This window comes from Orrella daihaiensis, from assembly GCF_022811525.1.
Classification (GTDB): domain Bacteria; phylum Pseudomonadota; class Gammaproteobacteria; order Burkholderiales; family Burkholderiaceae_B; genus Algicoccus; species Algicoccus daihaiensis.
Window position 1 is genome coordinate 2,476,973 of the sequence record NZ_CP063982.1, and the last position, 13,471, is coordinate 2,490,443.

Here is a 13,471-nt window from a genome sequence, read left to right on the forward strand (position 1 = left end):
ACATGGCAGAACGTTGCGCGTGGTTAATTGGGGTCGGTGATGCGGATGCGGCAGCCCAACTGGCTGCCTCGCAGTTGCGTGGCTACGGGGTGAATTTAAAGGGCCAAAAGTGGCCTGTTGGAGAAAAGCAGGCCTGGCTTGCCAGCGCCCAGGAAGCCGCTGGTGCTGGCGCCAGGCTGATACTGATTGTGGCGACCCCTGAGGACTACCAGAAACCAGAACTGCGGCGCGAACTTGCCCTGTTCCGTCTGTTTTTACAAACACTGATGAAATCACCCGTTGATGGTTTGGTCATCCTGACAGATCCCTCCAAAGCGGCGGAGATTCAAACTGATTTGCCTGGTACCCCCCTTCTAGGCGACTTTGAAATTGTTCAAGGCGCCGGCTGGCAGGCCAAGGCCGTGGCACGCCTGCATGCACCTCGCAAACCCAAATGGCCGGTACGGTTTGGCCTGTATGCGCAGGAAAAGCTCGGTGTCTGGCTCGAAGTCAAGCCCCAGCCCCTAGAGACGACGACCGGGTGCCTGGTGGGTGTTGGCGGCAACGAGTCAAATATCAGTTTTCATGCGGTTGGCGAGGCTGGCAGGCTGCCAGAAAAATCAATCAACGAGTACGAGATGAAGGGCATCGAGTTCGAGAGCGCTGGCCAGAAGTTCAAAGCCTGGGCCCTGCAAAACACCTTCACACCTGAAGATGCCTATTACGTTCGCCTCGAAGGTGAACCAGACGTTCTAGCAATCGGCACCTTGCCAGATGGTGAGGTCTCTGATGTTGACCTGTTTTGTTTGCGATAGGTGATCTAGTAGCCATGGCATTAGAACTAGATCCGCTGCTGCAACCTCTACCTGAGGGAAGTGACGCAGAAGAACCACGGGAATCCGAACGCTTTACTGAGCTTGAGCGTGAGATCGACAAGCTCAGTAGCCTAACTGCTGACAGCTTGCCAAACTGGGTTCGTGTCGAGCAGCTCGCCTGCGAGTTTCTAACCCTACAGTCCAAGGACTATCTGGTGGCGTCCTGGCTGTCAGAAGCCTGGACACAGCGCCATGCCATCTTGGGCGTGAGCGCCGGGCTCGGGCTTTTTGCTGGCCTTTCTGAAAAGTTCTGGGACACCAGCATCCCGCCGGTTGGGCGTCTACGTGGCCGACGCAATGCTATGTTGTGGTGGATCGATCGGGTAACCGACTGGCTGGAAAAGCAGACCGATGTGGCAATCGGTGCTGATCTCGCTGAGAAAATGATCTCAAGTGCCAAAAGGCTTGATGCGCTCATGGCAGAAAAAGACCCCGAAGCACCTTCATTGGCCAACCTTTTGTCGCATCTGCAGCGTATCCCAGTCGAGCAACCCGCAGTTACATCAATTGCTGCACCGCCGGTTTCACCAGCAACTGAACCGGCAGAGCCCGCCACGCCAGACTCGGGGCAACAGAGCACGGCAGCCACTGTTGACACCACCCCTGCCACCACCTCGCCCGCCACGGTATCTGCTACAGCCATCAAAGCCCCGAGTTTTTCCGGCTCAGTCGAGATCAACAGTTTCGATGACGTTGTACGGTTACTTAAACCAGCACAGGACTATATCGCTCAAATTGGGCCTGCCCTGTTGGCGTTTGACCATGCCCATCCGCTGGCGATTTACTTGTCGCGCTTTGCAGCACGAGCCGCGATATTTGAGATCCCGCCTGCAACCAATGGACAAACTGCGATTGCCCCACCACCGGTAGCGATCGTAGATGCCTTTGAGAAAGTCTCTGGCTCTAAAAATGCACAAAACCTGATCGAGTTCTGTGAGTCTCGCGTACGAGCATTCCCTTTCTGGCTCGATATGGACTATCACTCGGCACGCGGCTTTGCGATGATGGGTTCGGCTGGTGCCAAGATGCGCGAAGGAATCATCGACATGCTACTGGCATTTGTTAGTCGTATTCCTACCATTGAACAGTTCACATTCTCTAATGGCATGCCATTTGCAAGCCTTGAAACTATCAATTGGATCAAACAATGTCGCGATGAACGTGCTGGCAAAGGACATCAAGATACCTTCGACGAAGTACGCTCTAACGCCCAAGCTCAATTGGCTGAAGGGAAACTAGGCGATGCTCAAGAAATTCTGCAAGGCTATATCGCCAACAACCGTAGCCAACGTGAGCAATTTCGGGCACGGATCGAATTAGTACAAATGTTGCTTTCCCAAGATCCACAGGCTGACCTGCTGGCACTCGTAGAGCCGCTGATTGATGATTGCAAACGGCTAACGCTTGAGCAATGGGAGCCCGAACTTGCAAGCCAAGCCTGGTCGCTCAAGGTTCGCGCTGCACGCCAGGTGGTAGAGAGCAGCAACACCGAAATAGATGCCAATCGCAGGACGTTTGCCCGCACACAAATGGAAGAAGCACTTAAGCATCTGTCAGTCACGGACTTTGCAACAGCCGCCAGACTGGCGTCGTAAACACAACAGAGGATTTCTGGCCATGCCTTTGCGAGTGCTAATCGTGGAAGACGAGACTGATTTTCGGGAAGGGCTGTGTGATTTGCTAAACCTTGAAGGATTTCAGGCACACGGTGTTGGATCGTTCGGAAGTTATAAGGCATGGCGTGCGTCGAACTCTTGTGACCTTCTGATTCTGGATCGCAATCTACCCGATGGTGATGGGCTTGAAATCCTAAAGATTCACCGTCGTACAGAAAACACGCCCGCCATCATGCTCACCGGAGCAGGGCAAATCGAAGACCGCATTCAAGGCATGAATGCTGATGCAGACTACTACCTAGTCAAGCCCGTCATCACCGATGAACTGATTGCCATCTTGCGGCGCTTTGAGCGCAAGCTTGGTGAAGCGGGCCAAGCCGATGCCTGGGTGCTTGACCCCGTACGCTGGCATGTCACCACGCCTGGCGGCATCAAGATATCGCTCACCAAAAGCGAAGTGGCCATCATGGCCTGCTTTATTGAAAAAGCCGGTATGACAGTCAGCCGTGATGATGTCATCGAAGCGCTCGGTGGCGATCCGATGACCTATGACCCTCGTCGCCTTGAGATCGCCATTCGTCGGTTGCGCAAAAAGATGGAAGAAAACACTGCTGAAGCATTCCCGCTCACCACCGTTTACGGTGAGGGCTATTCTTTCAACAGCCCGATCTCAAGTTTATGAATGGGTTTGTAGATCCGAGTTGATGGGCAAGACAATCGTGAACCGAGTTCCCCGACCTGCTGGGTTGTCGCTAGCAGCAACCGACCCCCCGTGCAACGTCACAATCTTGCGCACAAACGGCAACCCGAGTCCGACGCCCAGCACCGGGCTATCCGGATCAATCCGGAAGTATTCATCAAACACCTTTGCTTGCAATTCTTTGGCAATACCAATGCCTTGATCAGTCACATCAATTCGTAGGCTGCTGCCCTCGCGCGTAGCAGTCACACTGACAGTGGTCCCAGCCGGTGAGTATTTACAAGCGTTATCAATCAGGTTCAGCACCGCGATTTGCAACAATCTCTCATCGGCATCAACAACCCCGATAGGTGAATTCAACGAACAATCGATTCGATGGTTGGCGTGGTAAGCGTGGCATTTGGCAACCAGTTCCTCAAACCACTCGTCAAACTCGATCGGCTGCGTGTGCAGCTTGTCTGTGGCGTTTTGCAGGCGATCACTCTGTAACCATTTCTCAAACAGAAGCGCCAAGCGCTGTGCAGCTGATCTCACAGTACCGATTCGTTTGCCTGAATTGTCGATACCGGCCGTCAGTTCGCGCTGCAAAAGCGAGGTCTGAGTTTCGATTACACCCAAGGGGTTGCGAAACTCATGCGAGATCATGGCACCAAACCGGACATACTGCTCGCGCAAGCGCTTCTCAGCATCAAGCGAAGCCTGCAACTGCGCTGTACGCTCGACTACAGTCGCTTCGAGCTTGCGCTCTGAATCCTGCAGGGTGGCAATGAGTGCCGCACGGGCAGCAAGCGCTTGCTGCTGCGCTAGTATCGTTGCCTGGTACTGCTGCCGAACCCGCACAAATAGTGCCACGGAAAAAAGCAACGCCGCCACGCCAGTGGCGATTTGCATCACATACAGGGTAAAGAGATTGCTCGCCACCCAGTCCATCGATCGCGTTGACGCAATTAAGGCACCTGCCCAAACCACCATCCAAGCCGCAAAAAAATAGGTCTCACTGCGCCGGCCCGCACGTGCAATCCACAGTACTGTCAGTACAACCACAGAACTGATGAGCGTAAAGACCGCGAACAGGCTATCGAGCACGGTGAACCTAAAGTCAAACATCCCACTGGCAGCAATCCCAAGCGCCAGACCCAGATAGGCCCAGGCAAACCAGCGCAAGGACTTCTTTAACAGCCCTGAGAGGTTCACATCCCGCAAAAACGCACTGGTCAACCATAGCGAGAAAGCACCAGCCAAGGCAAATGCCGTTGACTGCAGGACCAACTCAGGTAGCGTTAAGTGTGGCCACAAAAACACCCGACCAAGGCCATTACCGACGAATATTGCAAATTCACTGGCGAGCAAGTAAGCACTAAAAATCAGATAGGTCGCATCTTTGACCGACCACGCAAACAATAAAGCGTAAAGCAAGAGTGCCGCCAAGGAACCGAAATACAGCGCCTGTGCAAACAGGTGGTTGCCTTCCTGGACAAGAAATGCGGATTCAGTCTGTAGCTGTAAGGGCAAGGTCACTGGGCCATCAGGCACTACCCTGGCATAGATCGAAACAATGCCCGGGTGCAGCGTGATGGGCTGTGCATGATAGCGGTACTTTGAGAATGGCAATGACTTCTTGGCAGCCGATACAAAACCGGAACCCTCTTGGTGAGGAATAAACCATTCAATGTCTCGCAAGTTGCCATAAGGGATATCGAGGACCCAGTCTGGGCTCACCCCTTTAGAGACTTGCAGTTCAATGCGAAGCCACAGAACCCCGGCGTCTCGCGAAAGATTAAGCGCCGTGCCACTGACCTTGGGCTTGACAAACCGGGACTGCCAGTCCGGTGTGTTGATGGTCTCAATATCTAGCGCAGTAGGCGCATCGCGCAGGATAGACACTTCATGCGCAAGATTAATAGTGGAAGTGCCGGGCACGACGACAATTGCTGCCGTGGAAGACACTGGCAACAGCAACGCAAAAATGAGCGATAACAATGATAGATAACGATTTGTCATTGGCCTGTCATCAAAACAGCCTGACAGCATCGCTCAGATGCAGTCAGGCTTGAACCTCGTCAGACTTTATCGATCAGGACTTGGGTGCGTTCCACGAATCCTGAGCTTCGATGCCATCAGGCGTAAACGTTTCTACGATCGTCTCGTAAGTGAACGCCACCTCTTCCATATGCTCAATTGGCTTGTTGTCAGGATCGAGGCAGTTGGGCACAAACTTTCTCATGGAGGTAATGATCGCATTCTTGATCTCAACTGTGTAATACAGCTCCTCCTTACCCTGGGGCGAAATGCGGTAGTACTCAAGCTTGGCACTGGTCAACTGCTCACCTGAGGTCAAGGCTTGAAAGAGCTTGGGTGAGGACTTATCGATGGTCTTTAAGATGGTCAACGGTAGGTGAATGCGCTTGCCCGTGGGCAGGCCGGTCTGGATCGACTTTGGAATTTCAATGGTGTGATCTACACCCTGGACAAGAATCTTGCCCTCGTGGTTCTCGATAGTGCAGCCACCTTCAATACTACCTTGGGTCTGACCGGTGACTGAAAGGTATCCTGGCATTGGCATGATCGTTCTCCTTCGATAGGTTGCCTTGTATCAATTACCTTTATTAATTTCTTGTTGTCTTTAATTGGATTTACTTGAAATTCAACCTTGATTCAACATGGCTCCATCTTAAAAATCATCTACGGCTATGGCCATGCCCAGGCACCGAACAATTGCGACAAATAACGACATTAGGCAAACCAAACATGTATTTGAGTGTTGTCATCACCCCGTCATCGTGACACACCACTTAAGGCACCCACCAGCGAAATGTCATGGAATGTAATAAACAGTCAGCGCACAGCCTGCCAAACTCGAACAACATGAACATTGCCACCCCTTCGGACACAAGTCCGCGAGGGTAACTATTGTTCAAAGCGACGCAATACGTATGAGTGCCGACAAAACGGGATCCATTGATTTGACAACACAGGTAAGCAACTGGGAAATAGGGGGTTGGATCGCCACTTTGGTGCTCTCACCCGTTTGTTATGTGGTAGCGCATCACCTCGGCATGACGATGCAAGGGTCGCTCTTTACTGCCATCATGGCTACCGTTATTCTGATGTGGTTGTTTAACCTGGTTGACGATTACATTCCGCCCCTCATGGGCATGTTCGCGGGCCTATTTTTTGGGTTGGCGCCTGCTTCTGTAGCACTCGCGGGCATGGCATCACCGAGCCTCTTGACCCTCATGGGCGTGTTTGCGCTAGCGTCTGTGATAGCAGAGTCTGGGCTAAGCCGACGGGTCGTGCTGAGTCTGCTCCTAAAGTTGCCAAACCGGTTTTTCTGGCAAGAAAACATTCTTGTCTTCTGCGGCCTGCTGCTATCACTTGTGTCACCATCAGGCAACAGTCGTATCTCTCTGCTGCTGCCTTTATTCAAGGAAATGTCGCAGAGCTTGCACTTACCCAAAAGAGGGGTAGCGATCACGTCCCTAATGGCTGCTACTTATGGTGGTGCCATGCTGTTTTCTACTGCGCTAGCCAACAGCAAGTCGGCCAGTGTAGCCGCCATGAGCATGCTGCCAACCTACCTACAGAATCAATATTTGGGCATATTCTGGCTGATGGCCGCTGCCTTGCCAATCATTTTTTTAGTGGTGATTCATCTGGCGAGCATCAAGGTCATGTTTCGCGGCGAAACGCCCAGCAAAATTGACAAAGACACGGTACGAGCCCAGCTCAAGGCGCTTGGCAAACCTGGCTACAACGAGAAGTGTGGCGCCATTGCCTTCCTGTTTTTCTTCATCGGGTCGCTCACCACCGGGATTCACTTTGTCAATATCGCCAATATCGCCGGGATGACAATCTTACTGTTGCTTTTGGCTGGTGTTTTCACCAAAGCAGGGTTTCAGAAATCGATTGACTGGCCCATGATTTTTTTCATGCTAAGCATGGACAGCATGATGCGAACCCTGAGCTATCTTGGCCTGGACCAGCAATTGTCAAACTTTATGGGCAGCTTTTATACCTTTGTGGATGGCAGCTTCGTGCTCTATACCTTGGCAACACTAGCCACAACCGTTGTCATGCGACTGGCCTTTCCGGTAGCAGCTGGCATGTTGCTAAGCTTCATCATCCTTTTGCCAATCACAATCACCCAAGGCTACAGTCCCTGGATATGCCTGTTTTTAACAGCCATGTTCAGTGATATCTGGTTCTTTCGTTATCAAAGTTCAGTCTATCTGACCGCCTGGAACTCCAATGCCGTGCTCGACTTCGAACACAAATGGTTTATGCGGCATAACAATGTCATGAACCTCGCACGTGTGCTGTGTGTTTTTGCAGCGATACCCATTTGGCAATGGATGGAACTCATATGAGAGCGCGGGCACTTCAGTGGATTATCACCCTGACGGTTGCGTCATTTTTAGCTTGGGTTTTTGTTATAAGCGTGACAAAGCCCCGGATTCTTGTGCTTCAGTCACTCAGCCAGGATTCCGATTGGGCTAAGAAGATTGAGCACGGGATGCAAGAACAACTGCGACAAAATAAACTACCGGTGGCTGTCGACTTTCATTACATGAACCTTGATACCGACGGCACTCAGCCTAACGTTGCTGTGGCTGCTGCTTTGCGAGCAATTCGAGCGTCACAACCTGACCTGCTGATTTCTGTCGATGATGAAAGTAACAAGCTTGTCACCAGTCAGCTTAGTCCCACGTCACGTCCCGCTGTCGCATATCTGGCCATTCTCGAAACTCCGGCTACTTATGGCTATAGCCCCAACACTCGAGCAACTGGCCTAGAGGAACAAGTCCCTCATGAGGCAATTATTGATTTGCTGGCCAAGCTCAAGCCTTCAAAACCGCTTCGGATCGCCATTATCGGAGTAGATAGCGCCACTGGCAACGCAGAGATGAAGCGGCTCCTTGCTTCGGACTGGCAGCATCACAGCATTGGCCCTACCAAGCTAGTAGAAACCAATAAGCAGTGGCAGGAATTCGTTCTGAATGATGCAAAAGATGCCGATGTCTTGCTCGTGCTTGACACCGATATGCTTCAAGCCGAAGAGGTCGGTGTTTTAATGCCCGTCTCTGAAATTATTCAATGGACAGAGACGAATGCTCGAGCGCTACCGATTGGCATCCGGGAAAACTATGTTACGCATGGCGGTGGCCTGGCAATCAGCGCCCCCCCATCGGTATATGGCAAATTAGCCATGCAATTGGCACTTCAATGGATTGACGATGGGCTTGAGTCTGGCGTTCCTGCGCCAATCCAAGTGCCCTATTTCTATGTATCGATAAGGGCGTCAGCTACGGAGAAACGAGGCATCGAGCTACCATTGGTCTATCAGGAGCTGGCAAGGTCTACCGGTGGTCTGTATCCTTGAGGCAACCTGATGCAACTGTTGTGTTTAATTGCGAACACACCACACCCGAACAAACAATACGGCATATCACCGAACACTTATGTTCCCTTCAGACTTCACCTACGAGTTTTTTACGCTACTGGTCATTCTCGATCCGATCGCCACGGTGCCAATATTTCTGGCGGTCAGTTATGGGCTAGGCTGGCAAGACCGCTTGAGAGTTGCCTTGATGGCGCTCGGGGTTGCATTTGGCATCCTGACTGCGTTCATTTTTTTGGGACTAGAGTTCCTCAAGGTTCTCGATATCTCCACCACATCGTTTCAGCTAGCTGGCTCATTGATTCTATTTTTACTGGGCTTGGATATGGTCACCGGCAGGCTACAGGTGGAGATCGCGAAATTGCCAGCTAACGCAACGATCTTACAGCGATCTATTTACCCGCTAGCCATGCCCACCATTGCCGGTGCCGGGGCGATTTTGACGGTGGTAATGCTGTCAGACAATCATGCGAGAGTCCTGGCCGAGCAATTGCGGACTACGATGGTACTGGCTGCTTGTCTACTGGTTCATTTGGTTTCGTTTACGGTCAGTGGATTCATCATGCGCTATCTGGGTCTGGCCGGCATTCAAATCGTCACGCGGGTGTTTGGCTTGATGATTTGCAGCATTGCCGTGTCTGGTGTGGTGACAGCCATCAAGTTGAGTTTTGGATTGAGCTAGCGCAAGAAGAACAAGCTCAACCTCGATGTCTAGCCTCCCAAGCGGCCAGGCGCTTGCATGTTGCGCTAGCCCATCACAATTTCGGGGCGATTGACTCGTATTCGAACTACTTCCGACGAGTTCCGACAAACTCCGACATTGACTGAACGCCTGGCAATCATCCAAGCCTAAGTAAAGGCTAACGGCGTTCACGTTAGTACGATTGCACGTAACGCGCTGTAATGTACGTGAACCGGTTGAAACCCTAAACTAGTCTCAATAGATACCAAATTTAAATCTGAACTATGTCCACTCATCACGCGACTCACCTTTGGATCACTGACATTACTAGACGAGCACGTTCAGGCGAACTTAACAAAGCAATCGAGTCAAGTTTTGGAAGTGCTGACCGAGTTCAGGAAATTACGGCTGCCATCGAGCTGCTCGGACAAGGCAATGTCTCAGCTTTACCCAAAATTTCAGTCCTGAGCCAAGCGCAACTTGAAGGTCATCTCGGTGCGTACAGTTCAGAAACCGACACGATTTTCATCAGTCACGAAGCCTTGCAATATCCCTTGATTGCGCTTGAGGTGCTGACCCATGAGTTAGGGCATTCGGTTGCCAGCCGCTACTACGCCGATACAGTTGATCCTGAAGCTGCTTATCAATTCACCGAGGTACTACTGGGTCAAGACCACGCACTCGTGCTGTCTTCTAGTGCCCGCCACGAACACACGACGCAAAGCGATGAACACAGCGATCAATTCATCTTACCTGGTACACATATTCCTTCGGATCTTCAATGGTTCGACACATCGCTGCATATTGACTGGGCACGCGCGCAGCTGCCCATGCTCAATGCTCGAGCATTTGATTTACTCAAGCTTGGTCAGAATGATTCAGATGCCTTCGTCGGAGTCGCGCGGGTCGGGGTTTTTTCACCATACGGTCTGCAAACGGATAGCAGCACTCACTTTGATAACAATAACGTTCGCGGCAGCTTAGAGTCTATGCGCAAGCGCTGGACCAATGGGATTGAGCGCTTTGACGATACGGATATTGGTCGAAAGCTAAACCTACCATTTGTCGATAAAGCCTTGGTTGGTCCCTCATTCGATGGCGCCAACGCGGGCGTGGAGAATTTGCTTTATCGCTTTGGCCAGATTACTCACGCCATGCAGGATTTCTATTCACACTCGAATTGGATCGAAATGGTGCGCGGCACTCGCAATGAGTGGATAACGCCTGACACCTTGCTGGACGCTTCGTTCGATTTACCAGTGCAACTTAATCCAGGTAGTTATCTGAATAACGCACCCGATGTCATGGTCGCCATGAGCGGGCCCGATTACGACGCAACGCTTGCACTTGCTGGGACTGGCATCTACGCCACCGGGCCCAAGTCGGTTTACTGGTGGGTCAATGATCGGCAAGACGGCTGGGGTGAAACGTTTGCCAACCCGCTATCAGGTGGCGAAATAGGTGGTCTGATGACCGGTGCCGTGAATTCGGCAGTCTACTATGACACCAACTACAGCGTGCCACTTAGAGCGGTTGATCGGGCAGGGTTTCTCGACAAAGAGTATTACCGCGGCTTTTCTCACGGCGGCTTAGCCGGAGAGATCATAGGCCAGTGGATGAGCCCCTTATCCAAAGACAAAGCAGATAACGGGCGGTTTGCCGACAAAAGCGCGAATCGGGTTCTGTTTGAAGACGCACAAGCGTACGCCGCGCTACAAGTAAGACACGACTTTGACCGCATGGGTAACCTGATTTTCAAGAACCATGGCATCGATGGCCTGCAAAAGTTTGCCAACTTTGCCATTGTTGAGTCTGATCGCGATTTATTTGTCTCAACCTACAGCCAGCCTAATGCGCGCTGGGACTGGAATGCTACCGATGCGGCGTTTGCCCCGGTGATGGCATTTATGTCAGCCCCAGAAGATGAGGGCCATGATCACGCTGAAGACTTCCATTTCGATGAAGCAAACATGCGCTTTATCGAGGTTTTCTATACAAGCGATGCCCCCAATTTCACCACACAAGCTAACCGCACTTATCTTACCCAAGTCAATATTGACGGGCAGTGGTTTGATGCCGCAGAAGGCCTAATCAACACCCACCACGATCACATGCACGACTATGGGCCCGAAGCCTTTTTACCTGCGTCGGTACAACACGCTGACACCGGGGGACGCATGCTCTACAGCGACTCCAACCATGATGAGGGCCATTACCTTGGAACCATCTACTCAGTGGTCAACGTGAACTTTGACGCCCGCGTCTATATCAACCATTTCGATGTCGGTTTGGACGAGGTGCACGTAGTCGACACTCAAGGCGCTCTGATAGAGGCAGTTGACATCGATCGTGCAGACTATGCCCAAACGCGCCAGTATTTGCTGGACACCTATAACATCAAGCTCAATGCCCGCCCGGAAACCCAAGTACTCAGCCACGCACTGGCCATTCGTTCGTCAGAAGTCAACGGATCGGTGATTCTGCAAGCTTCTGATTTTTTTGCTAGCCCAGATTCTGTGCATGCTGCAAATCATGACCCTGACGCCGGCCTTCATACCGATGTGCGGTTCGCAGGACATGATCAGACACGAGCATGGCTCACCTTACTGGAGGATGGCACACTTGAAATCAGCGATGTCAGCCTCGCACCACAAGGGATCCATGAGATCTACGTCAGTGTGCACGATGAAGCTGGTTTACTTGAAGGAGCCATGATCACGCTAGCCATTGATCCAGAAATCACCGTGGGCTCAACAGCCTACGACCCCATGAGTCAAATCGATCTGTCGTTTCGAAATCCCAGCGAATCGGCCATTGGCATTTTTGGGCAAGTCGTCAACGATCACGGCCTACCAGTTTCATTCGTAGAACACTTCGGTGTGCGCATCGGGGATGCAGCTGGTGTACCCACTGGTCTAGACGCTAGCGCTATCTCCAGTAATCTCGCTGACTCAATCGACCATGGCACGATGCAATTTTTTGCGCTTCACTACGACACGCAACAGATGGTGGCCTTGGCGATCACTCAAACCGGCCAAGACCAGTATGCTCTATCTCAAGGTGACGAGATCTTGGCTGACTTGTCCGTCAGCCAGAGCACCGGCGTATCATCGACTTACATTGATGAGATCTACGTTAATGGCCTAGAAGACGTGCTACTCGGGATTCCGTTGAACACCTCGGTCGTTGAACCTGTTTCGAATTCGCCTAAACAAGATCACCAGATCAGCATCGAGGCAACCGCGGCGAGTGAGTCCTACTACAGCGGTGAGTTTGGATTTTTTGTGGCAGATTTGCAATCAGGTTATGTGATTGACCCAAACTCTGGCGTAAAACTCGAGAATGTTGGACTTTCTCCAAGCAACATCCGCGACTACTCAGTGTTTTCGATCGCAAACATAACCGAGGCAGCTTCTCGTATGACAGCCAGTTTTGTACTGAACGCTGACCTGAACCTCAATAATCTCGCACTTTTTCCCTATTACCAAGTTGAGACACATCAGGGTAGTCAACTGTTTATTTCTGGTGCGGGTGCTCAGCGCGATGGTACTAGTCACGTGGTGCGCGTTGCCAACAACACCTTCGGTGTGGAGGACTTGGTCGGTGGCGACTATGATTTTGATGATGTGGTGGTGACGTTGAATTCGATCATTGTTTCTGACTTCGTATAAGCATCTCCGGTAGCCGATGGTAACGGCTACCGTTACTTACAGCTCACTGAATCAGGCCTTCGGGGCGTTCCAGGAATCCTGGGCTTCAATCCCGTCTGGCGTGAAAGTCTCGACAATGGTCTCATAGGTAAACGCTACTTCTTCCATGTGCTCAATCGGCTTATTGTCTGGATCAAGGCAGTTTGGCACGAATTTGCGCATCGAGGTGATGATCGCATTCTTGATCTCCACCGTGTAATACAACTCCTCCTTGCCCTGCGGCGAAATCCGGTAGTACTCCAGCTTCGCACTCGTTAACTGCTCGCCTGAGGTCAAGGCTTGAAAGAGCTTGGGTGAAGCCTTGTCGATCACCTTGGTAATTGTCATCGCCCCGTGAATCCGCTTGCCTGTCGGTAGCCCCGTCTGGATCGACTTCGGGATCTCGATGGTGTGGTCCACAGCCTGAACTAAAACCTTGCCCTGGTGGCCGTCAATCGTGCAGCCACCCTCGATATTGCCCTGGGTCTGGCCGGTCACTGATAGGTATCCTGGCATTGGCATAATCATTCTC

The 13,471-nt window shown here is 51.8% G+C and carries 10 protein-coding genes; 7 read left to right on the top strand and 3 right to left on the bottom strand.

The window, feature by feature from the left end; translation table 11 throughout:
• Window positions 1-2: 2 nt before the first annotated feature.
• The 3 genes from DHf2319_RS11400 to DHf2319_RS11410 are packed head-to-tail and all read left to right on the top strand — an operon-like array spanning window position 3 to window position 3,152.
• Entirely contained in the window at window positions 3-794 is a 792-nt protein-coding gene (locus tag DHf2319_RS11400; protein WP_243478477.1) for a hypothetical protein, read from the top strand.
• Between the two features lie 14 nt (window positions 795-808).
• Window positions 809-2,449 (top strand): type VI secretion system protein TssA, encoded by a 1,641-nt coding sequence (gene tssA, locus DHf2319_RS11405; RefSeq protein ID WP_243478478.1) that lies wholly within the window; start codon window positions 809-811, stop codon window positions 2,447-2,449.
• Between the two features lie 22 nt (window positions 2,450-2,471).
• Entirely contained in the window at window positions 2,472-3,152 is a 681-nt protein-coding gene (locus DHf2319_RS11410) for a response regulator transcription factor (RefSeq protein WP_243478479.1), read from the top strand.
• Here DHf2319_RS11410 and DHf2319_RS11415 read toward each other — a convergent pair.
• Both DHf2319_RS11415 and DHf2319_RS11420 read right to left on the bottom strand, forming a co-directional pair.
• Window positions 3,147-5,171, bottom strand: coding sequence for a sensor histidine kinase (locus tag DHf2319_RS11415; RefSeq protein WP_243478480.1), 2,025 nt, complete (start codon window positions 5,169-5,171; stop codon window positions 3,147-3,149). The two genes, DHf2319_RS11410 and DHf2319_RS11415, sit on opposite strands and share 6 nt — an antisense overlap.
• A gap of 73 nt (window positions 5,172-5,244) precedes the next feature.
• Complete coding sequence (locus tag DHf2319_RS11420) at window positions 5,245-5,733, bottom strand: Hcp family type VI secretion system effector (protein ID WP_243478481.1); 489 nt, start codon at window positions 5,731-5,733, stop codon at window positions 5,245-5,247.
• A 370-nt stretch (window positions 5,734-6,103) separates the two neighbouring features.
• Between DHf2319_RS11420 and DHf2319_RS11425 the strand changes: the two genes are divergently transcribed.
• From DHf2319_RS11425 to DHf2319_RS11440, 4 genes are all read left to right on the top strand, one after another.
• The gene (locus DHf2319_RS11425; RefSeq protein ID WP_243478482.1) at window positions 6,104-7,537 is read left to right on the top strand and encodes an SLC13 family permease; all 1,434 of its coding nucleotides are present in this window, start codon (window positions 6,104-6,106) and stop codon (window positions 7,535-7,537) included.
• A 146-nt stretch (window positions 7,538-7,683) separates the two neighbouring features.
• Complete coding sequence (locus tag DHf2319_RS11430) at window positions 7,684-8,550, top strand: hypothetical protein (protein WP_243478483.1); 867 nt, start codon at window positions 7,684-7,686, stop codon at window positions 8,548-8,550.
• 79 nt (window positions 8,551-8,629) lie between these two features.
• Complete coding sequence (locus DHf2319_RS11435) at window positions 8,630-9,250, top strand: MarC family protein (RefSeq protein ID WP_243478484.1); 621 nt, start codon at window positions 8,630-8,632, stop codon at window positions 9,248-9,250.
• 284 nt (window positions 9,251-9,534) lie between these two features.
• Window positions 9,535-12,921 carry a DUF4114 domain-containing protein gene (locus DHf2319_RS11440; protein ID WP_243478485.1) on the top strand — a complete coding sequence of 1,129 codons (3,387 nt, stop codon included), beginning with the start codon at window positions 9,535-9,537 and terminating at the stop codon, window positions 12,919-12,921.
• Between the two features lie 51 nt (window positions 12,922-12,972).
• Here the strand turns inward: DHf2319_RS11440 and DHf2319_RS11445 are convergent, their stop codons facing one another.
• Window positions 12,973-13,461 (bottom strand): Hcp family type VI secretion system effector, encoded by a 489-nt coding sequence (locus DHf2319_RS11445; protein ID WP_243478486.1) that lies wholly within the window; start codon window positions 13,459-13,461, stop codon window positions 12,973-12,975.
• Window positions 13,462-13,471 lie beyond the last annotated feature (10 nt).